Origin of the sequence: Heyndrickxia sp. FSL W8-0423 (assembly GCF_038009395.1) — a bacterium.
GTDB lineage: Bacteria > Bacillota > Bacilli > Bacillales > Bacillaceae_C > Heyndrickxia > Heyndrickxia sporothermodurans.
Window position 1 is genome coordinate 1922950 of sequence record NZ_JBBPBE010000001.1, and the last position, 24679, is coordinate 1947628.

A 24679-nucleotide genomic window follows, 5' to 3' on the forward strand; every position below is an offset into this window, starting at 1 on the left:
CTCTTTTGTTACAAAACGTAACCTCAGAGAAAAATAACGACATTAAGCCGTGACAGCCTACTATTTCATTCAACTGTCCAGTTCAGAAGTGCTCGGTTTTGTGAAGAAAAAGCATCGGTTCACAGCAACCACCGACTTTCTTAAGCTCTTATCTTCAAACCATCTTCATCATCACTTTGTTTAATTATTAATTGTTTCAAATATTCTACCAAATACACTTTAGTTTTGTAAAGAGTTAAATTTATAAAAATTTAATCGTTTCAATATAAAACGAGATTGCAGCAAATGGTTTATACATAAATGATGTCGAAAATTTACGAATGATTAATTTATTTATTCCCTTGACATTTGTATTCATCGGTACTAACATAATAAACAATAATTCAAAAAATGAATTTGCGTTGATGAAGAGTAGTAATTTATATGAACACTCAAAGAGAGCTGGTGGTTGGTGTGAACCAGTGTGAACGTATAAATGAATGGACTTCGGAGCATCCAAACCGAAAATCAATTTTGAACAGTAGGCTTTGGCGAATGTCTCATCGTTACAAGAGACGGGTATTAAGTTGTCAAACTTGATATTGTCAAAGTGGGCTGTTCGTCAGCTAATAAAGGTGGTACCGCGGGTTCCTCGTCCTTTTGGATGAGGGACCTTTTTGTGTTTTTTAAAAGAAAATTTTATAGTGATAAATCATTGAATAAGAGGAGTACGTTTAACTAAAATCGTCGCAGAGAACCGGTGTTGGTGGGAATCCGGTACGAGGAGTGAAACGGAATGGACTTATGAGAGGTTTCTTGAACATAAAGTAGGGAAACACGGCCTCCACCGTTACAAGGATAGGGTATCAGAACTCAGTTCTCGTACCTGAAAAGAGGAAGGGATAATTCCCTTCAAAAAGAGGTGGCACCGCGAACAAAATCGTCCTCTATAAACACAAGCATTGTATGTGTTTATAGGGGACTTTTTTTATTTTCTCTCATTGTTGAATTTATATCTAAGTTGATTGGAGCGGAAGATGCGAGACTCCTACAGGAAAAACGGTAAACGGGAGACCCCGCAGGTGCGTTTAGCTCCGATGAGGCTCCCGGACCGCCCGCGGAAAGCGAGCATCTGGAGCGGAAATCAACAGTATTTAGAACAACCTATTTAAGAAGGAGGAATTAAGAATGATTTCTGAAACTGAATATAAATTTATCCAAATGAACGCAGATATGTTAACACCGATAGCAGTTTTTAATCGGATAAACGGCAAAAAGAAATTTTTACTAGAAAGCTCACTCAAACATGATGGAAATGGGCGATACTCCTTTATCGGGATGAACCCATACATGGAGTTCATTGGAGAAGGTGACCAAGTATCCATTAGCAAGCCCAATAAATCAGTAACTACAGAAAGAGGAAAGCCACTAGACCTATTAAAAAATCACATTCCTAAGCTCGACCAATTCCCATTGGATTTCCCCTTTTTTGGTGGAGGAATCGGCTTCATTGGCTATGATGCCATTCGTCAATATGAAACCATTGGCCCCGACTTAGAGGATGAACAGAAAATACCTGATGTCCATTTCATGTTTTATCAAGACGTCATCATATTTGATCACAAAACCCAAATGTTGTTTATCGTTTCACTCAATCTTGATGAAAAACGCACCGAAAAAGATTTAATTGAAAAAATAGCGGAGATAAAAGAGTCGCTTTTCACAAAAGAAGAACCTCAATTGTTTGATTTATCGAAAGTACCTATCCATTTCAAACCGTTGATGGAAAAAGAAGATTTTTTAGAAAAGGTCCAGATTGCACAGGAGTTTATCCGGAAAGGTGACATTTTTCAAATCGTTTTATCTCAGAAAATGAAAGGAAGGATGGACAGTGACCCCTTTCAATTTTACCGAAAGCTAAGAAATGCCAATCCTTCGCCATACATGTTTTACATCGATTTTGACGAATATGTTCTGCTCGGTGCTTCACCCGAAAGCTTAATCAAAACAATTGGTTCGCAAGTAATAACGAACCCAATTGCTGGAACAAGACCAAGAGGAAATACACAACTGGAAGATTCTTATTATGAAAAAGAGCTGCTAGAAGATGAGAAGGAATTGGCTGAACATCGGATGTTGGTTGATTTAAGCCGGAATGACATTGGCAGAGTTTGTGAACCAGGCAGTATTACAATCCCTAAATACATGGTCATTGAGAAGTATCAACATGTAATGCATATCGTTTCGGAAGTGAAAGGTATGATGAAACCAGAGTTTACAGGCATTGATGCGTTAAAGGTTTGTTTACCAGCCGGAACGGTTTCGGGTGCGCCAAAAATTCGTGCGATGCAGATCATTAATGAACTTGAAAAGCAGAAACGCGGCGTTTATGCAGGAGCAATCGGATATATAAATGTGAATGGCAACATGGATTTCGCACTTGCTATCCGAACATTGGTCATTAAAGATGGTGTAGCTTATTTGCAGGCTGGCGCAGGGATTGTCCATGATTCCATACCTGAAAATGAATATATTGAGACGCTGAATAAAGCGAAGTCACTTCTGGAGGTGAACAAAGATGATCATCTTGCTAGACAATTATGATTCCTTTACGTATAACCTGTTTCAATATTTATCGGAACTAGGTGAAGAGGTAAAGGTGTTTCGAAATGATGGAATAACGATTGAGCAAATAACGGAAATGAAACCAGAGGCGATCGTCCTCTCACCTGGACCCGGTACCCCGGAACAGGCGGGAATTTGTATGGAAGTTATCAAAGCATGTTATCAGAACATTCCTATTCTTGGGGTTTGCTTAGGACATCAGGCAATTGCTGCTGCATTTGGGGCAACGATCGTTCAAGCAAAGGAAATTAAACATGGAAAAATATCAAGAATTCTTCATTGTGGAGAAGGGATGTTTCAATATATGTCTCAGCCACTTGAAGTGATGCGCTATCACTCACTCGTTATTGATAGAAATAGTCTTTCATCTGAATTTATCATTGCAGCTACCTCAATGGATGATCAAGAAATTATGGCAATCAAACATGAATATTTTCCACTATACGGTGTTCAATTTCACCCTGAATCCATTGGTACAAAAACAGGGAAGGACATTATTCGGAACTTTTTAACGGAAATGAGAAAGGAGAATTCGTATGAAAGCATATCTTGAAAAAATGATGGATCAACAAAATTTAACCTATGAGGAAATGACGAATGCTGCGGATTATTTATTTACCGAAGAAGTATCAGAAAGTGAAATGGGCGCATTTTTAGCGGCGTTAAAAGTAAAAGGAGAAACAGCTGAAGAAATTGCCGGACTTGTTAAAGTAATTCGCGAAAAGTCCGTAATGATTGGAAGTACAGTCGGTCCTGTTATGGATAATTGCGGAACAGGTGGAGACGGTTCTCAAAGCTTTAATATTAGTACAACATCCGCTTTTGTCATCGCCGGAACAGGAATCAAGATCGCAAAACATGGTAATCGAAGTGTTTCCAGTCGAACAGGAAGTGCAGATGTATTAGAAAACTTAGGGGTATCGCTGAATTTTCGAGCGGAGCAAATTCATGAAATTCTTGAGGAAAATGGAATTGCCTTTTTATTCGCACCGAATCTCCATCCAAGTTTAAAAAGAATTATGAAAATACGAAGGGATTTAAAGATCCCGACCATCTTTAATTTAATCGGCCCATTAACAAATCCAATTGATCTGGAAACACAGCTATTAGGTATTTATCGCCGTGACATGCTTGAGATGATGGCGAATGTTCTCCACCGCCTTGGAAGAAAGAGAGCTTTAATCTTAAATGGCGCAGGCTTTATGGATGAGGCGTCATTATCGGGAGAAAATCATTTTGTACTTCTAGATCGTGGGGATATCATTCCATTTACACTTAGGCCAGAGGATGTTGGCTTACCGTATTATGAAAATCGTGAAATTCGCGGCGGTGATTCAAAGGAGAATGCGGAAATTCTATTGCACGTATTGAAAGGCGAAAAAGGAGCTTATCGGGATACGGTTTTATTGAATGCTGGATTAGCAATATTTGCAAACGGATTAGCGAGTACCGTTCAAGAGGGCATCGCCATCGCAAAGGAAAGCATTGATTCCGGAGCTGCGCTTCAAAAGCTGCATTATTTAATCGAATACAGTCAACGAACGACAGAGGGGGTTATGTAAATGACGATTTTAGATGAAATCATTGCGGAAAAAGTAAAAGAGGTCCAAGTTTTAAAGGAAACGTATGTTAGCGAAAACCAGGATCGTTTGGAAAAAGTTGATTCCATTTTCGATTCATTTCAAAAATCAAAAACGATGAATATCATTGCCGAAATCAAAAGAGCATCCCCGTCAAAAGGAGACATTCATCTACATGTAAATCCAGCTGAGCAAGCAAAACGCTATGCAGAATTAGGTGCCAATGTCATTTCGGTTTTGACAGATGAAACTTTTTTCAAAGGTTCAATGGACGATTTAAAAGAGGTAAGGGCGGCGGTTTCATTACCAATCTTATGTAAAGATTTTATTATCGATGAAATTCAAATTGACAGGGCGAAAGCATTTGGGGCGAATATTATTTTGTTAATTGTTGCGGCATTATCGAAGCATCGTATGAAGCAGTTATACAACTATGCAACGTCTTTAGGACTAGATGTTCTCGTAGAGGTTCACGATGAAATTGAGCTAGAAGCAGCTATTGAACTAAATGCAAAAATTATCGGGATCAATAATCGCAACTTAAAAACGTTCAAAGTTGATTTGACTACTACTGAAAGGCTCGCAAAATTAGTCGTGGATAAAAACATTTTATTAATTGGTGAAAGTGGAATTAAAGAGGAAAAAGATGTGGAACGGATGGAACAAGCAGGAGTGAAGGGTATCCTTGTTGGAGAAACCTTGATGCGATCAACCGATCTAGCCGCCATCTTTAATCAACTGAAAACACCATTTAAATCAATGGTAAAAAGGTGATCGATATGAAAGTGAAAATTTGCGGCATTACCACTATGGAGACAGCGAGGGTGGCAGTTGATGCGGGTGCTGATTTTCTTGGCTTCGTATTTGCAGATAGTCGAAGAAAAATCTCTCCTATAGATGCCAAACAGATTGCCGATCAAGTTCCTCGTGAAGTGAAAAAAGTGGGTGTATTTGTGAATGAATCACCCGAAACGATAAACGAGATTTGTCAGTTCGTCGGTCTTGATTTTATTCAATTACATGGGGATGAAACACCTGAAATTGCTTCATCATTAAACCGTCCAATTATTAAGGCTTGGTCGATCCAAGATAAGATTAATCCAACAACATTTCCATGTGATTATTATTTAATCGATAGCCCAAAAGGGGCGTATCGAGGTGGCAATGGAATCGCGTTTGATTGGACATTACTGCATCATCTACCTATCCAAAAGGAGAAGCTTATTCTTGCCGGTGGACTAAATGTAGAAAACGTTGCGGCAGCGATTCAATCCGTTCATCCGGCAATAATCGATGTGTCAAGTGGTGTGGAAACAAATGGACAAAAGGATCCGATAAAAATAAATGCATTTATAAAGACAGCAAAACAAGCAGTTCAAACTTTAAAGGAGAGTGTGAAAAAATGACAACTTATACCCAGCCAGATCAAAAAGGACATTACGGGATGTTCGGAGGAAGATTCGTCCCGGAAACATTAATGCCAGCAGTACTTGAGTTAGAACAAGCCTATAATGAGGCAATGAATGATCCTGAATTTATTCAACAGATTGATTACTATTTCCATCACTACATTGGCAGGGAAACCCCATTATACTTAGCCGAAAATTTGACTAACCAATTAGGTGGTCCGAAAATCTACTTGAAACGTGAAGATTTAAATCACACGGGCGCTCATAAAATTAACAACGCTCTTGGGCAAGCACTATTGACCCAGCGTATGGGGAAAAAGAAAGTGGTAGCCGAAACGGGTGCGGGACAGCATGGCGTAGCAACGGCAACGGCCTGCGCGCTTCTTGGTTTGGAATGCATCGTATTTATGGGAGAGGAAGATATACAAAGACAGAAGCTAAATGTATTTCGGATGGAACTGCTTGGAGCCGAAGTGAGAAGTGTTGAACAAGGGAGCGGTACATTAAAGGATGCAGTAAACGAAGCACTTCGTTACTGGGTAAGTCATGTAGAAGATACTCACTATATATTAGGTTCTGTCGTCGGTCCACATCCATTTCCGCAAATTGTTCGTGATTTTCAAAGTGTGATTGGAAAAGAAACAAGGAAGCAAATACTCGAACAATCTGGATCGCTTCCTGATGCAGTTGTTGCTTGTATCGGGGGCGGCAGCAATTCAATGGGAATGTTTTATCCTTTTATCAATGATGAAGACGTCAAGCTATACGGTGTAGAGGCAGGTGGATCTGGGATTGACACTGGCAAACATGCTGCCACATTAACAGACGGAAAGATTGGGGTGCTGCATGGAACGATGACGTATTTACTTCAAGATCAGCACGGTCAAATTGAAGAAGCCCATTCCGTTTCTGCAGGACTTGATTATCCTGGTGTTGGTCCAGAACATAGCTTTTTAAAGGAAAAAGGAAGAGTAACCTATACATCAATTACAGATAAGGAAGCCCTTGAAGCATTTAAACTTTTAACAAAATCGGAAGGAATTATCCCTGCACTCGAAAGCTCCCATGCCGTCGCATATGCGGCTAAATTAGCAAAGGAAATGTCAAAAGAAGAAACGATGGTTATTTGTTTGTCAGGCAGAGGAGATAAGGATGTTGAAACGGTCAAAAGCATTTTAGGAGGGATGTAAAAATGGGAAAAGAAAAATTAAGTCGAGCTTTAGATAATGTTTTGGCAAATGGTGAAAAAATATTTGTTCCATATATTATGGCTGGTGATGGGGGATTAGATATTCTTAATGAAAGGATCCAGTTTTTTGAAGATGCGGGTGCAACTGCGTTAGAATTAGGCATTCCGTTTTCAGATCCTGTTGCAGACGGTCCCACTATACAGGAGGCTGGTATTCGGTCCCTTCGTGCAGGTACGACATTAAAAGGGGTGTTAGATGAATTAAAAAAAAATAAAAATGGAAGAAAAATTCCGATTGTATTAATGACCTACATGAATCCAATTTTCGTATACGGAACGAAGGAGTTTGCTGCGGACTGTGAACAAGCAGGGGTAGACGGCATTATTATTCCTGATTTACCGATTGAAGAAGAGGAGCTTGTCATAGGTGAGCTTTCTAGTCATCACATTGCACTTATACGCTTAGCCGCGTTAACTAGTTCAAAAGAAAGGATTCGTGAAATCGCAAAGCGAACCGAAGGATTTTTATATGCGGTGACAGTTACCGGTATAACAGGCGCTAGAAATAGTTATCGTGAAGGAATCGGGTCCTATTTACAAGAAATAAAAAGGCTTTCCGCAGCGCCGGTATTAGCAGGTTTTGGGGTATCCACTCCTGAGCAAGTATGCGAATTAAGTCACTATTGTGATGGTGTTGTTGTTGGAAGTAAAATTATTGAGCTTTTGCAGAACAATGAATATGATGCTATCCGAAAGTTAATTGATGCAGCGAAAAGATACGAAACAGCTACATTATAAAGCAGGGGAAACCCCCTGCTTATTTCTTTTTATTTTTTGCACGTTGTTCAGCAGCTTTCGATCTTGCTTGCGCTTCAAGGTCAGCTTGATCTGCTAACTCTTGGGAAAATTCAACATCTTTGCCATCCGATTTTAAATTTTTCGGTACTTGAGGAAGTTTAGCTTTGTTTTTATCACGAGTTTTTTGTTTGTGTGCACGACCCATGAACGAAAACCCCTTTCAAGTTATCATGTTACGGAATTGATCTTCCGCAAGAATAGCTTGTGTAATTACCTTGAAAATATTACGACTTTATCTTTCCTTTTGGCGGCCCTATCTAATGCTTCAAGATTTACGCTTTTGCTCATACCCTCCAGCACGATCTGCCATCTTAAATTCATGTGCATAAGTTACCGCCTGCATACTGCGCAAATTGCTTTTCTCTTTCACACGTTTATCCTTTGACATATCACTTCACCCTTTCATTAAACAGTTATTTTCATTATTGCCTTAAACATAGCAAACATACGATAGTCGATGGTAAAATAAATAAGAAATAAGATGAAGAGGGATGCTTCAAATGCCGATAATAACGAAAATTTCTATCCAAAAAAATAATAGTGAACGGTATAATATTTTTCTCGATGGCGAATATGCGTTTAGTGTGGACGAAGAAGTGCTCGCGCGTTTTCAGTTGACGAAAGGCAAAGAATTATCTGACTTTGACATTGCTGAAATTGACTACGAAGACGATATTCGAAAAGGTGTGAATACAGCGATACACTATCTTTCCTATCGGATGCGATCTGAAAAGGAAGTTAGAGATTATTTGAAGCAAAAAGAGATCAATGAAATGGTCATCCAAGAGGTCATACATAAGCTTTATAATCTGAAGTATTTAAATGATCTTGAATTTGCTGTTGCATATGTGAGAACACAAATGAATACAACGAAAAAAGGACCTGGCACGATTAAAATGGAATTACATGAAAAAGGAATAAGTGATAACCAAATTGATCAAGCATTACAGGAATATTCGAAAGAACAGCAAATTGACCACGCAAAGGCATTACTTGAAAAAACAATCAAACAAAACAAAAAGCTTTCTGAAAAAAGTTTAAAACAGAAATTGGACCAAACTTTATTAAGAAAAGGCTTTGATATAGATACCATTCATTTAGCGATGGACGAAATTGATTTTAAAAAAGATGATTCTGAAGAGTGGAATGCTATTGTTGTGCAAGGTGAGAAAGCACATAGAAAACTGCAAAAATATAGTGGATATGAGTATGAGCAAAGAATGAAACAAACCTTGTATCGAAAAGGATTCCCAATAGAACTAATCGAGAAATTTCTTCAAGAATATAGTCTATAGTATTATACTTAGTCTATAAGGTGGTGTATCAAGTGGAACAGGAAAAAAGATATAGTCAAATGACTGAATATGAATTGAAGCAAGAAATTGCCACGATAACCGAAAAAGCACGTAAAGCTGAACAGCTCGGGATCGTCAATGAATTTGCTGTATTAGAGAGAAAAGCAATCATGGCAAAAGCGTATTTGCTAAATCCTAAAGATTTTAAACCAGGTGAACTATATGAAATCGAAGGGGATCCTGGTGTTTATTTTAAAATAGATTATATTAATGGTGTATTTGCTTGGGGATATCGCTTAGGTGGTGAAAAGGAAGAGGAAGCATTGCCAATATCGGTGTTAAAGAAACTAAAATAAAGAAATCGGCTTTCTGGCCGATTTCTTTTTTGTATATGAATTAAACGTCACTGTCTCTACGGCTAGATGCTTTCATTCGTTCTTGTGGATGTGTATTTGTTGATCCATCCGCACGTTTTGAAGCAAATTCTGCTTTTGCCCGAGGTTCACCTTCGAACTTATTGTCATTTCCATACGGGAAACCTTTTGCTTTATTTCGCATGCTGTTGCCTCCTAAATATGATATAGAATATCCGTACATTTTTTATTATTGGATAGGAGCGGAATGCATATGAATGTATGTTCTTTCCTTTTTTTCTTTTTTCGAGCACTTGATTCCGTTTTCAGCAAGTTTATCTACCCGAATCCGGTATATTCGAGCACTTCATCCCGCAAACAGGATGATTATCTACCCGAAAGCGGACTTTTCGAGCACTTCATCCCGCGAACAGCATGTTCACCTTCCCGAATACCGTTCTCGCCTTTTTGCAATCCTCATACACGAATACCAATATAACTACCTCGGAGCCACATCTAACTTCTTTCTAAGCTTATCTTTATTATAGATCCATCCGATATATGAACCTTTAATCACTAAATCTTCATCCATTTGAACGATGGCGACGAAGGGATAATGTCCTTTGCTGCGATAGCGCAGATCGATGAAACGGACTTCATATCCATTTTCAAGCTCCTCCAACTCCCAACGGAAAATAGGGGAAAAGGATAAAAAAGCAGCGATATTTTTGTCCTTTTTTGCCCTGTTAATGACTTCATTTTCGGGAATCGGAACACGGTCGTACTCATCGAGAATCGTTATTTCCCGTTTGTTTGCCTTCGCAACAAATAGGCGCTTATCGGTAATGGCAACAATTCTCCATTTAAAATACCTCATAGTTGGTGCGATAATAACTTTTTCAGCATTTGGAACAATTTTTAAAACAGCCTTTTTAACGGCCCATTGCTCTGCAAAGCGACATAAATAATAACAGATGACAATGGCATAAATGAAAATAAACGTTATACCTGGATTAGCTCCAATAGCCCAAATAATCAAGCCAATCACATGAATGATGAAGATAAATGGATCAAACGTATTAATAATCCCTAAAGCTACCCATTTAGATGAAAATGGACGTACTGCCTGGGTTCCATATGCATTGAAAATATCGACGAACACATGAAGAAACACAGCAAGGAAAGTCCATAACCATAAATGTAAAAGGTTCGTCCCAGGAAAAAATAAAGCGGCACAGGCGGTAATCAATAACGGCCATAATATAACAGCGGGAATCGAATGTGTCGCACCTCGATGATTTCTTATATAAACCGCATTGTTTCGAAATTTTAAAAATGTATCTATATCAGGTATTTGCGAACCGATAATGGTTGCAAGTAGTACACTATGTGAATTTAACGTATTGTCGGCAACGACAGGGTCCAAGGTGGCTAGACCACCAAGGGCAAACCCCATGACAAGGTGTGTTCCAGTATCCAAAACGGGATTTCCTCCTTATTTTGTCTAGCTTAATCATATTAATTACTTGCGGATTTTTGTAAACATGATATGGTAAAAATGATCGAATTGCAATGGACATTCTGTAAAATAGACGATCTGTAATGTAATTTTAATATGAATGAGTACCTAATGGATAGGAATAGATTATATTATTTACTTTCCCCATTTCGAATAGAAATAACTCTTATCTTTGCAGTTATATAATTAGGTCAAGCACTCAGCGATTTTGGAGGATTATATGTCAAGTAATATTGAACATTTAAATATAATGCAATTTCAAAATGATTTACTTCATTGGTTTACGAATGAACAAAGAGATCTTCCGTGGAGAAAAGATCAGGACCCATATAAAGTATGGGTATCGGAAATTATGCTTCAGCAAACGAGAGTGGATACCGTTATCCCATATTTCAATCGATTTATCGAAAACTTCCCGACAATCGAAAAGCTAGCCGAAGCAGATGAAGAAAATGTTTTAAAAGCGTGGGAAGGGCTGGGATATTATTCTCGGGTTCGAAATTTACAGGCAGCGGTAAGAGAAGTACATGAATCTTATGGCGGAGTTGTACCGAATACACCTGAGGAAATCAAAAAGTTAAAAGGGGTAGGTCCATACACTGCTGGTGCGATTTTAAGTATTGCATATGGTGTTCCAGAACCTGCGGTTGATGGAAATGTTATGAGGGTTTTATCAAGGATTTTATTGATATGGGACGATATCGCAAAAGCTTCATCACGTAAAGTGTTTGAAGAAGCGGTCAGAGAGATTATTTCCCATGAAAATCCATCGTATTTCAATCAAGCATTAATGGAACTTGGCGCATTAATTTGTACGCCAACATCACCATCCTGCCTGCTTTGCCCTGTAAGAGAACATTGCCAGGCGTTTCACGAGGGGGTACAGGATCAGCTTCCTGTTAAAACAAAGAAAAAAAGCACCCGCCATGTGGAGTTAGTAGCAGCTGTGTTGAAAGATCACCAAGGCAGGTACTTAATTCACAAGCGCCCCGAACAAGGACTGCTAGCGAATCTATGGGAATTCCCAACGGTGGAAAAAAGTAAGTTGATAAAACCAAAAAATATTCTGCAAGACTTTTTAAAACATGAATATGATATTCGCATTAAATTTGATAAGACATCTTTTACTACGATCCCGCATGTTTTTTCCCATTTAACCTGGGATATTGAAGCCTATTCAGGAACGATAGAGAATGAGGTGAAAGAAGAAGGAAACATGAAATTAGTGACCACCGAGGAGCTGACAAACTATGCTTTTCCGGTTTCTTATCAAAAAATGTGGAAAGCTTATTTAGAGTCTGTTAAAGACAACTAGCAAACAGTTATCAACACTGTTCGCTAGTTATTTTTTTTGCTTTTAAAAAATGATCAATCTCTAATGCCGCTTTCTTACCTTCTTGAATAGCCCAAACAATCAAACTTTGGCCTCTTCGGGCATCACCTGCAACGTACACTCCTTCAAGATTTGTTTGATAACTATTAGTTGTAGTGGAGATTCGGTTGTTCGAACGATTGATTGTTTGGAAATATTCATCTTTTACCCCTTCAAAACCAATGGCAATGAGAACAAGATCGGCTTCCCAATAGCGTGTTTCTTGATCATCCTGATTAAAATAAGTCGTATTTAAGCCTTTTACTTCTCCGTTTTCATTCCCAATAAAGGATTGGGTTTGAATATAGTATTGTCTTGGATCTTCACCAAAAAGATGAACAGCTTCTTCATAGGCATAATCGAGTGAAAATACATGAGGGTTTTCTGGCCATGGATTATCCTTTTGTCTTCGCAAAGGTAACTTCCCATGTTTTCCGAACTGAATGACACTTTTGCATCCTTGACGAAGGGCAGTAGCGACACAATCGGCACCAGTATCACCTCCGCCGATGACAATGACACGTTTATCTTTTGCTGTAATGTCCGGTTCACTTGATGATTGCAAATAATGCTTCGTGCTCGCAGTTAAATACTCCATAGCAGGATATATTCCTTTTAATTGCCGACCTTCAATCGTAAGCTCCCGCGGCTTTTCAGCACCGATGCATAGTAAAACTGAATCGAAAGATGATTGCAGTTCTTCTAATGAAAGATCGACGCCAACATTGACATTCGCTCGAAACTCAATACCTTCCTCTTTTAATAAATCAATTCTTCTTTGAACATGTGATTTATCAATTTTCATATTAGGAATCCCATACATGAGCAGACCGCCAAAACGGTCCTCACGCTCAAAAACGGTAACGGAATGTCCTAATTGATTAAGATCATCTGCCGCAGTTAATCCTGCAGGACCGGAACCGATAATCGCTATTTTTAGCCCGGTTTTTTTGCGCGGGATTCGCGGTTTGACCCAACCTTCTGAAAAGGCGCGGTCGATAATGGCTTTTTCGATACTTTTAATTGTAACAGGGTCACTCGGAATTCCCGCCGTGCATGAACCTTCACAAGGTGCAGGACATGCTCTAGCGGTAAACTCAGGGAAATTGTTTGTTTTCGCTAAGCGCAAGTATGCTTCGTACCATTTTCCTTGCTGGACTAATGCGTTCCATTCAGGAATTAGATTATATAAAGGGCATCCGCTCGTACTTGAATTGATGTTCAGGCCAATTTGGCAAAAAGGTGTGCCGCAATCCATACAACGGGATGCCTGTTGTTTAATCTTTTTTTCGGAAAAAGGTTTTTGATATTCGTTCCAATCCTTCACGCGTTTTGCGGGATCGACTTCTAATGGTTTCGCCCTCTTAATATCGATAAATTCTGTAGAAGTAGCCATTCTCTCACTCCTTTTCTAAAGTGATATTCCCATTGTAGGGCTAGTAACTGATTCAATCGTTTTGCCTTCTTTTTTGAGCTGGAAGGCTGTTAATGATGCGTCTTTATTACGCATACCTTGTTTTTCTAGCTGATCGATTAAATCAATCATATTTTTATACTCATTTGGAATGATTTTAAGGAAATAATTATTTACTTTATTCCAGTTCTTTAATATTCCTTTCGCTTTTTTACTGCCTGTAAATAAATAATGCTTGTGTATCATTTGATAGATGTCAATTTTTTCGTCATTTGATAACGTATTTTCAATATTAATCATTTCAAAGTTAATATTCTTCATAATCTCTTCGTGGTTGACCGGCATGGAATAGATATAGGCAACTCCACCTGACATTCCTGCTCCAAAGTTTTTTCCGATTGAGCCTAAAATGATCGCCTTCCCGCCAGTCATATACTCACAGCCGTGGTCGCCGACACCTTCAACTACAGCACTAACGCCACTGTTACGCACACAAAATCGTTGTCCAGCTGTCCCGTTAATAAAGGCTTCTCCAGAAGTAGCGCCGAAAAAGGTCGTATTTCCAATGATGGCTTGATCACCGTCATAATTCCAGAGATCATTTGGTTTAATAATTAATGTTCCGCCGGATAAGCCTTTCCCGACGTAATCATTGGCATCGCCGACTAATGTGAAGGTTAAGCCTTTTGGAAGAAAGGCGCCAAAACTTTGTCCAGCAGAACCGGTAAATGTAAGTTTGATTAAATCGTGTGGCAATCCATTTGGACCGTATTTTTTCGTTACATAATGCCCGAGCAACGTGCCGACAGCCCGATCCGTATTTTTAATTTCGAAGCTGCGTTTCACAGATTGTGCATGATCCACATATTGCTTTAATAGTGGGATCAATGTATGCTGATCCAATCTTTTTTCTAATTGATGATTTTGTTTTTCCGAGCATACGTGTGTGTCTGAAAATTTGAATAAAAGCTTCGATAAATTTAACGTTTTCGCTTTCCAATGATTGTTTATGTCCGATCTTGGTTGGAGTAATTGTGTTTGACCGACTATTTCATCTAAAGTTCGATAGCCATTTTCAGCTAAAATTTCACGAACTTCTTCGGCGATAAAAGTCATATAGTTAACGATATGATCGGGACTTCCCATAAATTTTTCACGAAGCTTCGGGTTTTGTGTCGCAATGCCAACAGGGCAGGTGTCCAAATGGCAGGCACGCATCATTAAACAGCCGAGAACGACTAAAGGTGCGGTCGCAAATCCAAATTCTTCGGCACCTAAACAGGCAGCAATAATAACGTCTTTCCCAGTCATTAGCTTTCCGTCGGCTTCTAGTTTCACACGATTGCGTAGCCCGTTTAATAAAAGGGTTTGATGGGTTTCAGCAAGTCCGATTTCCCATGGAATTCCCGTATGCTTAATACTCGTTTTCGGGGATGCCCCTGTGCCGCCATCATGTCCACTAATTAAAATCGTATCTGCCAGACCTTTCGCAACTCCGGCAGCAATTGTGCCTACACCAGCTTTGGCGACTAATTTGACACTAATTCGCGCATTCGGATTCGCACTTTTTAAATCGAAAATCAATTGTGCGAGATCTTCGATTGAATAAATATCATGATGTGGAGGAGGGGAGATAAGTCCAACTCCCGGTGTGGATCCTCTAACTTCGGCAATCCAAGGGTACACTTTGCTGCCGGGTAATTGTCCACCTTCACCTGGTTTTGCGCCTTGGGCCATTTTGATTTGAATTTCTTCTGCTTCAGATAAATAGAAGCTAGTGACCCCGAATCGTCCTGATGCTACTTGTTTTATCGCACTTCTTCTTAAATTACCTTCTTGTGAGCGCTCAATTTCCTCGCCACCCTCGCCGCTATTGCTTTTACCGCCAATTCGATTCATCGCGATGGCGAGTGCCTCATGTGCTTCCTTGCTTAGTGAGCCATACGACATTGCACCCGTTTTAAACCGTTTAAAGATTGACTCAATTGGCTCCACCTCGTCAATCGAGATTGGAGGACGATTGCTTTTTACATTTAATAGGCTACGGATTGTAGTAAAAGGCCCATTATGATGCATATCTACGAATTTTTTATAAACAGCTTTATCATTCGTTCTCGCCGCACGTTGCAGTGTATGAATCGAAAGAGGGTTAAACTGATGATGCTCCCCTTCACTTCGCCACTGTAATTCGCTACCTGAATCAAGTGTTTGGTCATGAGAAGACATTTCCGTGATTGCTTTCTCATGTCTCATCACGATTTCTCTCGTCATTTCAGTTAGTCCAATTCCATCTAATTGTGAAACTGTGCCCGGGAAGTATTTATTGATTGCCTCTTCAGAAATTCCAAGTGCTTCAAAGGTTTGTGCTCCTCGATAGCTTTGAATGGAGGAGATGCCGACCTTTGACATGATTTTCACAACCCCATTGGTCAAGGCATGTATATAATTTTGCAATGCTTGTTTAAAAGGAAGTTGTATATGTTTTTCAATAATTAATTGTTTAATGGTTTCATAGGCTAAATAAGGATGTAATGCATCTGCGCCATAACCTAAGAGCATTGCCATATGATGTGGATCTCTCGGCTCACCGGAATCAATGATCATACTTGCTTTTGTTCTCAAGCCATTCCGAATTAGAAAATTATGAAGGCAAGAGGTTGCTAATAGTGAAGGAATAGGGAGTTGTTCATGATCCGCCCGTTTATCGGATAAAATTAATATCACAATTCCTTCGTTTATAGCTGTCAATGCTTGATCACAAAGATGTTGTAAGGCTGTTTCGATTCCCTCATCAAGGGAAAAAAGCATATCTAATTCTTGAGTTTGTAATGGTGTATTTTTAATCGCATGTAAAGTTGACGTCTCTATAAATGGATGTGAAAGCTTTACATGCTGTTGATCTGTTGATTTTTCTCCAAGCAATTTAATTTGCGGACCTAACCAAGTGACGGTTGAAATCACACATTCTTCCCTAAGGGCGTCAATTGGTGGATTTGTAACCTGTGAAAAACTTTGCTTAAAATAATGAAAAAGAAGCTGTGGTCTCTCCGAAAGAACGGCAAGCGGGGTATCCATCCCCATTGAACCGGTCGGCTCTTTCATATCAATTGCCATTGGCTGAATCATTTTCATTACTTCTTCATACGTATAGCCGAATGTTTTTTGCAGAAAAATCAACCGCTTGTGATCATAATCTAAAGATAATGATAAAGGCATCGTCTGATCTTTCACTGTAATGATGTTTTCTTTTATATAGTGCTGATAAGGTTGTTCATTACTAATCATTGCTTTTAACTCATCGTTTGGAATTGATCGACCGAGCTCTGTATCGATGAATAATAACTCTCCGGGCTTTAAATGCCTTTTTTCTTTAATTTGATCATCACTAATATCAATCACACCGACCTCGGAAGAAAAGATAACTCGATCGTCATGCGTAAGATAGTAGCGACCGGGACGTAAGCCGTTTCGATCTAAAATTGCCCCGATTTGTTTGCCGTTTGAGAACCCTAATGCCATCGGTCCATCCCAGGGTTCCATGGAAAGACTGTGATATTCATAAAAGCTTTTTAAATAAGGAGACATTTCCTCATTGCTTTCCCACGGTTCAGGAATCATCATCATGATTGCTTGAGGAAGAGAGACTTGATTCAAAGTTAAAAATTCTAATACATTATCAAACATGGCAGAATCACTGCCGTCCGGTTGAATAATCGGTAAAAGTGACTCTAGGTCCATTTGATCTAATTCATTTGAAAATGATGAGATTTTTGCGTTAAAAGAATTCATATTGCCCTTAATCGTATTGATTTCTCCATTATGAGCAATCATTCGGTTTGGATGTGCTCTTTCCCAGCTCGGAAAGGTGTTTGTACTAAATCGTGAATGGACAAGGGCAAGTGCCGAAGCAAACTTCTGATTTGATAAATCAGTATAAAATGAAGATAATTGTTCGGCAGAAAGCAATCCTTTATAGACAATCGTTTGATTTGATAAACTAGAAATATATAATTGGTTATCGTATTTTTTTTCTAGCTGTCTTCTTAATACATAAAGTGCAGTTAAAAATTGTTCTTCATTCATACCCTTTGCCTTTTTTAAAAAAAATTGAGTGATGTGAGGTTGAGTAGATGCTGCAATTTCTCCTAAAACTTCAGGGGAAACTGGAACTCTACGTTCTCCTATAAAAGAAAGATGTAATCGAGAGGCTTCCGATTGGAAATCAGCAATGATTTGGTTTTGAAGCACTTGATCCTGCGGGAGAAATGTCATTGAAACGGCATATTCACCTTTTTCAGGTAATTGAAATGAACAAACTTCCTTGAAAAATTCATGTGGTATTTGCATTAAAATTCCGGCTCCATCACTCGTTTGATTATCACTGCTTTTTCCTGCTCGGTGATCTAATCTTTGCAGCATGATTAGAGCGGATGCAATGATATCGTGGGAAGGACGACCTTTAATATCTGCGTAAAAGCCAATACCACATGCATCATGCTCAAACTCCCGGCGGTAAAGACCTTCGCTATACGATTGATTGTTCGCTAAAGTCATTCGTTATCATTCCTTTCATTTATATATCCGAATAGTTCGATAATAAAAAATTTTACTTTATTTCAATTCATCTTTACAATATATTATTAAGAATGAATTAATCTCAAAAATAGATTGGTGGGAAATTTGAGTGGAATTACGTCAAATTTTTTATTTTATCGAGGTGGCAAAACGTGAGCATGTAACGAAAGCAGCAGAAAGCCTCCATGTTGCGCAATCGGCTATAAGCAGACAAATATCTTTATTGGAAGCGGAGTTAAAAACACCCCTTTTTATTCGAGAAGGCCGTAATGTGAAATTAACGCATATTGGAAAGGTGTTTTTGAAATATGCAGAGAGAATTGTTTTAGAAATTGATAAAGCGAAGGAAAAAGTAGAAGAATATTTGAATCCGGAAACGGGGATTATCCATCTTGGTTTTTCATCAGGTTTATCTGTTAGTACTTTTGCAATGATGTTTTCGCAATTTCGGGAGGGCCACCCTCATTTGCATTTTCACTTTAACCAAGGGACACCCTCTTATTTGGTGGAACAAATTGAAAGAGGGGATATTGATATGGCTTTTGTTGCCCCGGTGTTAACGGATCATTCAATTGTAAAAGGAGATATCTTTTTTACTGAAAAAATGCTCGTGTTATTACCTGAAAATCATCCTTTAAGTGCTGAAAAGACGATAAAGATCAATCAGCTCCAAGGGGAAAGGTTTGTTACGTTTCGGAAGGAATCATTTATTCGGGAAACGATTGAAAAAGCGTGTACGCAAGCCGGGTTTGAACCGATCATAGCCTTCGAGGGGGAGGATGTGGATACGATAAAAGGGTTAGTTGCTGCCGGAGTTGGAATTGCGATACTCCCTGAACTTGCCTTTTCGTACAATATCCCAAAGGATATTCGGACAGTTGAAGTGGATGATCCAAGCTTTATTCGAACAGTAGGAGTGATTACACCAAAAAATAGGGAGCTTGCTCCGTCGGAAAAGCTCCTCTATCAGTTTTTAAAATCCTTTTATGATCGTTTATATCGTTTTCAGATGTTTGATTATTGAGGTTTGGTTTTTCCTTTTCGCAGGACTGGCGAAGGGCCTCCTCGTTTTTTTGTTAAAAAACAAACAAGTAGAAATCTAACGGGGTGCTTGTGAGGTGCAAATTTCTCTAAGCCTTACTAGATGCTAAAACGAGTTTGAAAAATAAGCGGAGAAATTTCCCTTAATTAGCATAATAGCACTGAAAATAGCTAAAATAGACGGAAGTTTTCCGGCTATTTACTCGAAAAACGTGAAAATGGGTAATTTTGCTTTGCTTAATCGGAAAATTTCCGCTTATATCCCCCAAACCAAGCTCTATTCTGCAGTATAACCGGAGATTTTCCGCCTATTTTAAGAATCACTGGTTAAAAAGTTTACTGTTGGCGCCTCTCCATTTCTTCAATAATTTCTCTATAAATCGTTTGTCCCTCGGCATTTAAATAAGGGAGAATTTGTTGAAAGGAATGATGGAAATGCTCGATTTCGGAGTTATTCCAGTCGGCCATGGAAATCATCGATAATTCGGTCATATCACGAATGACGGGCATGAAGTGCCACCTCCTTACTATTTACTATCCTTAGCTTACAAACAAAGATTGTTTGTTATACATTTTATCGGTAAAATATAGGTCGAAAAGGAAGGTGTAGAAAATGACAAATAAAGTTGCATTAGTTACAGGCAGCAGCCGTGGTGTTGGTAAGGCAACGGCGATTCGTTTAGCAAAAGAAGGATATGATATTGTCATAAATTACGCTCGCAGTAAATCTGCAGCTCTCGAAACAGTTGAAGAAATTGAGAAACTCGGTAGAAAAGTTTTACTTGTAAAAGCAAATGTTGGCGATGTTTCAAAAATTAGAAAAATGTTTGAAGAAATAAACGAGACTTTTGGCAGATTAGATGTGTTTATCAGTAATGCCGCATCAGGTGTTCTTCGTCCTGCAATGGAACTTGAAGAAACACATTGGGATTGGACGATGAACATTAATAGTAAAGCATTATTATTCTGCGCCCAAGAAGCAGCAAAGCTTATGGAAAAGAACGGCGGAGGGAAAATTGTCAGCTTGAGTTCACTTGGCTCCATTCGTTACTTAGAAAACTATACGACTGTCGGTGTGTCAAAAGCAGCTGTTGAAGCATTAACGAGATATTTGTCCGTTGAGCTTTCACCGAAGAATATTGTTGTTAATGCTGTTTCTGGTGGTGCTATTGATACCGAGGCGCTTAAGCATTTTCCAAATCGGGAAGATCTTCTTGAGGATGCCCGTCGGAACACACCAGCCGGACGAATGGTTGAAATCGAAGATATGGTGAACGCAGTAATGTTTTTAGTTTCGGATGATTCATCCATGATTAGAGGACAAACGATTATCGTTGATGGCGGACGTTCATTGTTAGTTTAATTTTATGTTTTTCTTTAGGGTGATTGGAGCGGAAGTTCGCTGGTCGATAGCCGGCGGAGCTAGACAGGCTCCCGGTCTGCTCGCAGAAGGCGAGAACATGGAGCGGAAATCACAAACAACTTTAACAAAGTCAATTTTATAAAAAAATTTAGCATAACTCCCCCCACGTTTGGTTACATTAAGGAGCGTGGAGGTGATAATAATGGCAAAGCAAACTAACAAAACATCTGCTGGTACAAATGTTAATGAAGTAAGACAACAAAACGCACAATCTGCACAAGGTTCTGCTGGACAAGGACAATTCGGTACTGAGTTCGGTAGTGAAACAGATGCGCAACAAGTAAAAAAACAAAATCAACAAGCTGAATCACGTAAATCACAAAACGCTGGTAAATTTGGCCAACAATAAATTTACGAAAAGAGCATCCTCAATCGATGGATGCTCTTTTTCATTTTGAAAAATATAATTTATCCGCATAGTTTTGTACATAAAGTGTTTACATCCATCTTTAGTGCGTAAGGTCAAATTATTAAGTCTTATTTTCTGCACGGAAACCTATACATTTTACAAGCATCTATTCAAAAATGTAAAAGCAAAGCCAGGAAACCTATACATTTTACAAGCATCTATTCAAAAATGAATAGGCGAAGCACAAGTGTCTATGCATTTTCAAGAACTTTCCCAAAAAATAACCGGACATTTTAGCTCGGATTTTATAATTATTTATTTTTCTCTTTTGTCTTTCGAATCGTATAACCACGCAAGCTGACTAACCTTTCACCCCGGTAGGACAACCGAACCTGCTAGCATGGTTAGTTCATTGATCAAGAGCCAAACAACTTTTTTCATTCGACAAAACAATATGAAATGCTACATAACTAGCCAAAGGAATTTTTAACATTAGCAAGAAATTATATACATAGGAACTACCTGAGAATGGAAGGTGCTAAAAGTGAAAGCATTTAATGAATTGATAATGGATCAGATGAAAACGATGGATCAATTACTGGATTTGCAATCTGAAATTGAACGCTGTCAAGATTTAGAGCAGGAACTTATCAAGCTACAGGAAGAAGCGAAATTAGATAGTTTAAAAAACGAAATCAAATTAATGAAAAAGGAATTGGAGACAATCCATAAAACGTTTGAAGAACAAACAGACAACGTCATTCGCCAATATCAGAAGTTGAAAATACTTGCAGAAGGAGCTCTTACTTAGAAGTAGGGCTCTTTTTGTTTTAAATTTTCATAAAAAACGTTATAATAATAAAAAATTCAATGAAAGCACGGTTGATGAAAATTTTACAACGAAAGTAGGGAAAGTGGCATGGGTATTCCCATTGAAGGTGATACGATACAAATACATAGCTATAAACATAATGGTTACATCCATCGAATATGGGAAGAAACGACAGTACTAAAAGGTACGAAATCGCTCGTCATAGGTGGGAATGATCGGACCATTGTAACGGAATCGGACGGACGTACATGGGTTACACGTGAGCCGGCGATATGCTATTTTCATGCCGACCATTGGTTTAATATTATTGGGATGATTAGGGAAGACGGAATATATTATTACTGTAACTTAGGATCTCCTTTCGTGTATGATAAGGAAGCACTTAAATATATTGATTACGATCTAGATATCAAAGTATTTCCAGATATGACCTATACGCTGCTTGATGAGGACGAATATGAATATCACCGGAAACAAATGGGATATCCAGATGTCATTGACCATATTTTAAAAAGAAATGTGGACAACCTTGTTAGGTGGATTCGGCAACGAAAAGGACCGTTTTCCCCGGATTTTATCGATATATGGTATGAACGTTATTTAACCTATAGAAGATGAGATGATTACCTGTTGGTGATAAAGCCACAGGTTTTTTTCATGAACTTATGCAAAAAATAATCGTGCAGCAAGAGAGGGAAATAGGAGGTAACATTTTGAGTAGTACAAAAAGATATATGAAGTTTGTTAAACCGTACACACTTCAAATTATTGGTACATTAATTATCGGATTAATTAAATTTGCTATTCCATTACTAATACCGGTCATTATTAAATATGTGATCGATGGAATCGTGACAAAGCAAGGTTTATCAGTAGATGAAAAAACGTCTAAGTTTATATTTACGATGTTAATTATGCTTGGAGTCTTTATTATTTTAAGACCGCCAATTGAATTTTACCGTCAATATTTTGCGCAATGGACATCGAGTAAAATTTTATATGATATACGCGATCGTTTGTTTACACATTTACAAAAGCTGAGCTTTAAATATTATTCGAATACGCGTGCAGGGGAAGTTATTTCGCGGGTGATTAATGATGTGGAACAAACGAAGGATTTTGTCATAACGGGTCTTATGAATGTATGGCTCGATGCGGCAACAATCTTAATCGCGGTTTCCATTATGTTTACGATGGATATTCCGTTAACAATTGTTTCATTGATTGTTTTTCCATTATACGCGATTTCTGTGAAATACTTTTTTGGTAACTTACGTAAGTTTACCCGTGTGCGTTCACAGGCGCTTGCAGAAGTACAAGGTTATTTGCATGAACGAGTGCAGGGAATGCCGGTTATTAAAAGCTTTGCAATCGAAGATCATGAGCAAGAGCGTTTTCGCGTTCATAATAAGAATTTTCTTGATAAAGCATTACAGCATACTAGGTGGACGGCTAAAGCGTTTTCCGTTGTAAATACATTAACAGATATCGCACCGCTTATCGTCATTGGCTTTGCTGGTTATCAAGCCATCCATGGACATCTATCCATTGGAACGATGGCTGCTTTTATTGCTTATATCGATCGATTGTATAGTCCGTTACGTCGTTTAGTGAACTCTGGTACAACGTTAACACAATCAATTGCTTCAATGGACCGTGTGTTTGAACTCATTGATGAAAAGTATGATATTGATGACGCACCGAATGCAATTGAATGTAAAAATGTAAAAGGGGACATTTCGTTTAACCATGTCAATTTTTCATATAATGACAAAGAGTTATCGGTGTTAAATGATATTAATTTAGATGTTCGTGCTGGCGAAACAATCGCCTTGGTCGGCATGAGTGGGGGAGGAAAGTCTTCCTTAGTCAGCTTAATCCCTCGATTTTATGATGTGACGGGAGGAGAAATTCTTCTTGATGGGACCGATATTCGCAATTTTAAAGTGAGAAGTTTACGGGATAAGATTGGGATGGTTTTACAAGACAATATTTTATTCAGTGAATCGGTGAAATTAAATATTTTGCTGGGAAAACCCGATGCAACGGATGAAGAGGTAATCGAAGCGGCCAAAGCCGCGAATGCCCATGAATTTATTACAAATCTTGTTGATGGATATGACACGAAGGTTGGGGAACGAGGCGTAAAGCTTTCCGGAGGACAAAAACAAAGAATTGCGATTGCCCGTGTGTTTTTGAAAAACCCACCTATTTTAATATTAGACGAAGCGACATCGGCCCTTGATTTGGAAAGCGAGCATTTCATTCAAGAGGCATTGGATAAGTTAGCAAAAGATCGTACTACCTTCATTGTTGCCCATCGGCTTTCGACGATTACACATGCCGACCGGATTGTATTAATTGAGCATGGAAACATTGTTGAAATGGGATCTCATAATGAATTAATGGCTAGGCAAGGACATTATTATAACTTGTTCCAGGTGCAGCAGTTGGATTCGTAGTGGAATGAAGCCCAAGATTCGGTGACCAAAGGGGACTTGGTCGTCAAAGCGAGAGAATGCAGCCCAAGATCGGGATTCCAAAGGGAACTTTGTCGTCAAAGTGAGAGAATGAATCCCAAGATCGGAATTCCAAAGGGGACTTGGTCGTCAAAGCGAGAGAATGCAGCCCAAGATTGGAATTCCAAAGGGGACTTGGTCGTCAAAGCGAGAGAATGCAGCCCAAGATTGGAATTCAAAAGAGAACTTTGTCGTCAAAGTGAGAGAATGCAGCCCAAGATTGGAATTCACAAGGGGATTTGGTCGTCAAAGTGAGAGAATGCCGCCCAAGATTGAAATCCAAAAGGGGACTTGGTCGTCAAAGTGAGGGAATGAAGCCCAAGATTGGGATTCACAAGGGGACTTGG

The 24679-nt window shown here is 38.8% G+C and carries 25 protein-coding genes and 3 other annotated features (1 of these 28 cut by a window edge); of the genes, 17 read left to right on the forward strand and 8 right to left on the reverse strand.

Annotated elements, in window-relative coordinates:
• Positions 1 to 181: a binding site (T-box leader), on the reverse strand; it reaches 29 nt to the left of the window's first position.
• Between the two features lie 60 nt (positions 182 to 241).
• On the reverse strand, positions 242 to 370 hold the full coding sequence (locus MKY81_RS09665) for a hypothetical protein (RefSeq protein ID WP_341117647.1): 129 nt from the start codon (positions 368 to 370) through the stop codon (positions 242 to 244).
• Positions 371 to 392: 22 nt separating this feature from the next.
• Positions 393 to 642: a binding site (T-box leader), on the forward strand.
• Positions 643 to 685: 43 nt separating this feature from the next.
• Positions 686 to 930: a binding site (T-box leader), on the forward strand.
• 237 nt (positions 931 to 1167) lie between these two features.
• Between MKY81_RS09665 and trpE the strand changes: the two genes are divergently transcribed.
• The 7 genes from trpE to trpA are packed head-to-tail and all read left to right on the forward strand — an operon-like array spanning position 1168 to position 7580.
• Positions 1168 to 2583: an anthranilate synthase component I gene (trpE, locus tag MKY81_RS09670; protein ID WP_108071249.1), complete on the forward strand. Its 1416-nt coding sequence runs from the start codon at positions 1168 to 1170 to the stop codon at positions 2581 to 2583.
• The gene (locus tag MKY81_RS09675; RefSeq protein WP_341117648.1) at positions 2558 to 3157 is read left to right on the forward strand and encodes an anthranilate synthase component II; all 600 of its coding nucleotides are present in this window, start codon (positions 2558 to 2560) and stop codon (positions 3155 to 3157) included. The genes trpE and MKY81_RS09675 overlap by 26 nt, the downstream gene beginning before the upstream one ends.
• Positions 3141 to 4166, forward strand: a complete 1026-nt coding sequence (gene trpD, locus MKY81_RS09680) for an anthranilate phosphoribosyltransferase (RefSeq protein ID WP_341117650.1) — start codon at positions 3141 to 3143, stop codon at positions 4164 to 4166. The genes MKY81_RS09675 and trpD overlap by 17 nt, the downstream gene beginning before the upstream one ends.
• The gene (trpC, locus tag MKY81_RS09685) at positions 4167 to 4958 is read left to right on the forward strand and encodes an indole-3-glycerol phosphate synthase TrpC (protein WP_341117651.1); all 792 of its coding nucleotides are present in this window, start codon (positions 4167 to 4169) and stop codon (positions 4956 to 4958) included. It abuts the gene before it with no gap.
• 5 nt (positions 4959 to 4963) lie between these two features.
• Positions 4964 to 5590: a phosphoribosylanthranilate isomerase gene (locus MKY81_RS09690; RefSeq protein ID WP_066226427.1), complete on the forward strand. Its 627-nt coding sequence runs from the start codon at positions 4964 to 4966 to the stop codon at positions 5588 to 5590.
• Positions 5587 to 6783, forward strand: coding sequence for a tryptophan synthase subunit beta (gene trpB, locus MKY81_RS09695; RefSeq protein WP_108071251.1), 1197 nt, complete (start codon positions 5587 to 5589; stop codon positions 6781 to 6783). The genes MKY81_RS09690 and trpB overlap by 4 nt, the downstream gene beginning before the upstream one ends.
• 2 nt (positions 6784 to 6785) lie before the next feature.
• Positions 6786 to 7580, forward strand: a complete 795-nt coding sequence (gene trpA / locus MKY81_RS09700) for a tryptophan synthase subunit alpha (protein WP_341117652.1) — start codon at positions 6786 to 6788, stop codon at positions 7578 to 7580.
• Between the two features lie 19 nt (positions 7581 to 7599).
• Here trpA and MKY81_RS09705 read toward each other — a convergent pair whose 3' ends face one another.
• Together MKY81_RS09705 and MKY81_RS09710 are read right to left on the reverse strand one after the other, a co-directional pair.
• The gene (locus MKY81_RS09705) at positions 7600 to 7785 is read right to left on the reverse strand and encodes a YfhD family protein (protein WP_066226432.1); all 186 of its coding nucleotides are present in this window, start codon (positions 7783 to 7785) and stop codon (positions 7600 to 7602) included.
• Between the two features lie 120 nt (positions 7786 to 7905).
• Positions 7906 to 8028, reverse strand: a complete 123-nt coding sequence (locus MKY81_RS09710) for a YfhE family protein (protein WP_084347375.1) — start codon at positions 8026 to 8028, stop codon at positions 7906 to 7908.
• A gap of 112 nt (positions 8029 to 8140) precedes the next feature.
• On the opposite strand from MKY81_RS09710, the gene recX reads away from it, so the two are divergent.
• Both recX and MKY81_RS09720 read left to right on the forward strand, forming a co-directional pair.
• Positions 8141 to 8935, forward strand: a complete 795-nt coding sequence (gene recX, locus MKY81_RS09715; protein ID WP_341117653.1) for a recombination regulator RecX — start codon at positions 8141 to 8143, stop codon at positions 8933 to 8935.
• A 32-nt stretch (positions 8936 to 8967) separates the two neighbouring features.
• On the forward strand, positions 8968 to 9291 hold the full coding sequence (locus MKY81_RS09720; protein ID WP_258223513.1) for a YfhH family protein: 324 nt from the start codon (positions 8968 to 8970) through the stop codon (positions 9289 to 9291).
• Between the two features lie 40 nt (positions 9292 to 9331).
• On the opposite strand, the gene MKY81_RS09725 is transcribed toward MKY81_RS09720, so the two are convergent.
• A complete protein-coding gene (locus MKY81_RS09725) occupies positions 9332 to 9493 on the reverse strand; it encodes a small, acid-soluble spore protein K (protein ID WP_107920310.1) in 162 nt (53 codons plus the stop codon).
• A gap of 294 nt (positions 9494 to 9787) precedes the next feature.
• Entirely contained in the window at positions 9788 to 10768 is a 981-nt protein-coding gene (locus MKY81_RS09730; protein ID WP_066226438.1) for a metal-dependent hydrolase, read from the reverse strand.
• A gap of 259 nt (positions 10769 to 11027) precedes the next feature.
• Here MKY81_RS09730 and mutY point away from each other — a divergent pair, with 259 nt between their 5' ends.
• Positions 11028 to 12122, forward strand: a complete 1095-nt coding sequence (gene mutY, locus MKY81_RS09735) for an A/G-specific adenine glycosylase (protein ID WP_341117656.1) — start codon at positions 11028 to 11030, stop codon at positions 12120 to 12122.
• 10 nt (positions 12123 to 12132) lie between these two features.
• Here the strand turns inward: mutY and MKY81_RS09740 are convergent, their stop codons facing one another.
• Both MKY81_RS09740 and gltB read right to left on the reverse strand, forming a co-directional pair.
• Positions 12133 to 13575 (reverse strand): glutamate synthase subunit beta, encoded by a 1443-nt coding sequence (locus MKY81_RS09740; RefSeq protein WP_107920660.1) that lies wholly within the window; start codon positions 13573 to 13575, stop codon positions 12133 to 12135.
• 15 nt (positions 13576 to 13590) lie between these two features.
• The gene (gene gltB, locus MKY81_RS09745) at positions 13591 to 18147 is read right to left on the reverse strand and encodes a glutamate synthase large subunit (protein WP_341117657.1); all 4557 of its coding nucleotides are present in this window, start codon (positions 18145 to 18147) and stop codon (positions 13591 to 13593) included.
• A 130-nt stretch (positions 18148 to 18277) separates the two neighbouring features.
• On the opposite strand from gltB, the gene MKY81_RS09750 reads away from it, so the two are divergent.
• Positions 18278 to 19192 (forward strand): LysR family transcriptional regulator, encoded by a 915-nt coding sequence (locus MKY81_RS09750; RefSeq protein ID WP_066226445.1) that lies wholly within the window; start codon positions 18278 to 18280, stop codon positions 19190 to 19192.
• A gap of 353 nt (positions 19193 to 19545) precedes the next feature.
• Here the strand turns inward: MKY81_RS09750 and MKY81_RS09755 are convergent, their stop codons facing one another.
• A complete protein-coding gene (locus MKY81_RS09755; protein ID WP_181294632.1) occupies positions 19546 to 19719 on the reverse strand; it encodes a hypothetical protein in 174 nt (57 codons plus the stop codon).
• A gap of 103 nt (positions 19720 to 19822) precedes the next feature.
• On the opposite strand from MKY81_RS09755, the gene fabL reads away from it, so the two are divergent.
• The 6 genes from fabL (at position 19823) to MKY81_RS09785 (ending at position 24275) form a co-directional block, all read left to right on the forward strand.
• Entirely contained in the window at positions 19823 to 20572 is a 750-nt protein-coding gene (gene fabL / locus MKY81_RS09760) for an enoyl-[acyl-carrier-protein] reductase FabL (RefSeq protein ID WP_066226446.1), read from the forward strand.
• A 4-nt stretch (positions 20573 to 20576) separates the two neighbouring features.
• Positions 20577 to 20714: a hypothetical protein gene (locus MKY81_RS09765; protein WP_328018599.1), complete on the forward strand. Its 138-nt coding sequence runs from the start codon at positions 20577 to 20579 to the stop codon at positions 20712 to 20714.
• Positions 20715 to 20774: 60 nt separating this feature from the next.
• Positions 20775 to 20981 (forward strand): gamma-type small acid-soluble spore protein, encoded by a 207-nt coding sequence (locus MKY81_RS09770; RefSeq protein WP_108071263.1) that lies wholly within the window; start codon positions 20775 to 20777, stop codon positions 20979 to 20981.
• A 544-nt stretch (positions 20982 to 21525) separates the two neighbouring features.
• On the forward strand, positions 21526 to 21792 hold the full coding sequence (locus MKY81_RS09775) for a YgaB family protein (protein WP_108071265.1): 267 nt from the start codon (positions 21526 to 21528) through the stop codon (positions 21790 to 21792).
• Between the two features lie 108 nt (positions 21793 to 21900).
• Entirely contained in the window at positions 21901 to 22431 is a 531-nt protein-coding gene (gene ntdP / locus MKY81_RS09780) for a nucleoside tri-diphosphate phosphatase (RefSeq protein ID WP_066226453.1), read from the forward strand.
• A 95-nt stretch (positions 22432 to 22526) separates the two neighbouring features.
• Positions 22527 to 24275 (forward strand): ABC transporter ATP-binding protein, encoded by a 1749-nt coding sequence (locus tag MKY81_RS09785; RefSeq protein WP_341117658.1) that lies wholly within the window; start codon positions 22527 to 22529, stop codon positions 24273 to 24275.
• The last annotated feature ends 404 nt before the right edge of the window (positions 24276 to 24679 follow it).

Excerpts from the sequence above, each read along its gene's own strand:
- MKY81_RS09665 (WP_341117647.1), bottom strand. The coding sequence starts at position 370 with ATGTTAGTACCGATGAATACAAATGTCAAGGGAATAAATAAATTAATC.
- trpE (WP_108071249.1), top strand. The coding sequence starts at position 1,168 with ATGATTTCTGAAACTGAATATAAATTTATCCAAATGAACGCAGATATG.
- MKY81_RS09675 (WP_341117648.1), top strand. The coding sequence starts at position 2,558 with ATGATCATCTTGCTAGACAATTATGATTCCTTTACGTATAACCTGTTT.
- trpD (WP_341117650.1), top strand. The coding sequence starts at position 3,141 with ATGAAAGCATATCTTGAAAAAATGATGGATCAACAAAATTTAACCTAT.
- trpC (WP_341117651.1), top strand. The coding sequence starts at position 4,167 with ATGACGATTTTAGATGAAATCATTGCGGAAAAAGTAAAAGAGGTCCAA.
- MKY81_RS09690 (WP_066226427.1), top strand. The coding sequence starts at position 4,964 with ATGAAAGTGAAAATTTGCGGCATTACCACTATGGAGACAGCGAGGGTG.
- trpB (WP_108071251.1), top strand. The coding sequence starts at position 5,587 with ATGACAACTTATACCCAGCCAGATCAAAAAGGACATTACGGGATGTTC.
- trpA (WP_341117652.1), top strand. The coding sequence starts at position 6,786 with ATGGGAAAAGAAAAATTAAGTCGAGCTTTAGATAATGTTTTGGCAAAT.
- MKY81_RS09705 (WP_066226432.1), bottom strand. The coding sequence starts at position 7,785 with ATGGGTCGTGCACACAAACAAAAAACTCGTGATAAAAACAAAGCTAAA.
- MKY81_RS09710 (WP_084347375.1), bottom strand. The coding sequence starts at position 8,028 with ATGTCAAAGGATAAACGTGTGAAAGAGAAAAGCAATTTGCGCAGTATG.
- recX (WP_341117653.1), top strand. The coding sequence starts at position 8,141 with ATGCCGATAATAACGAAAATTTCTATCCAAAAAAATAATAGTGAACGG.
- MKY81_RS09725 (WP_107920310.1), bottom strand. The coding sequence starts at position 9,493 with ATGCGAAATAAAGCAAAAGGTTTCCCGTATGGAAATGACAATAAGTTC.
- mutY (WP_341117656.1), top strand. The coding sequence starts at position 11,028 with ATGTCAAGTAATATTGAACATTTAAATATAATGCAATTTCAAAATGAT.
- MKY81_RS09740 (WP_107920660.1), bottom strand. The coding sequence starts at position 13,575 with ATGGCTACTTCTACAGAATTTATCGATATTAAGAGGGCGAAACCATTA.
- gltB (WP_341117657.1), bottom strand. The coding sequence starts at position 18,147 with ATGACTTTAGCGAACAATCAATCGTATAGCGAAGGTCTTTACCGCCGG.
- MKY81_RS09755 (WP_181294632.1), bottom strand. The coding sequence starts at position 19,719 with ATGCCCGTCATTCGTGATATGACCGAATTATCGATGATTTCCATGGCC.
- fabL (WP_066226446.1), top strand. The coding sequence starts at position 19,823 with ATGACAAATAAAGTTGCATTAGTTACAGGCAGCAGCCGTGGTGTTGGT.
- MKY81_RS09765 (WP_328018599.1), top strand. The coding sequence starts at position 20,577 with ATGTTTTTCTTTAGGGTGATTGGAGCGGAAGTTCGCTGGTCGATAGCC.
- MKY81_RS09770 (WP_108071263.1), top strand. The coding sequence starts at position 20,775 with ATGGCAAAGCAAACTAACAAAACATCTGCTGGTACAAATGTTAATGAA.
- ntdP (WP_066226453.1), top strand. The coding sequence starts at position 21,901 with ATGGGTATTCCCATTGAAGGTGATACGATACAAATACATAGCTATAAA.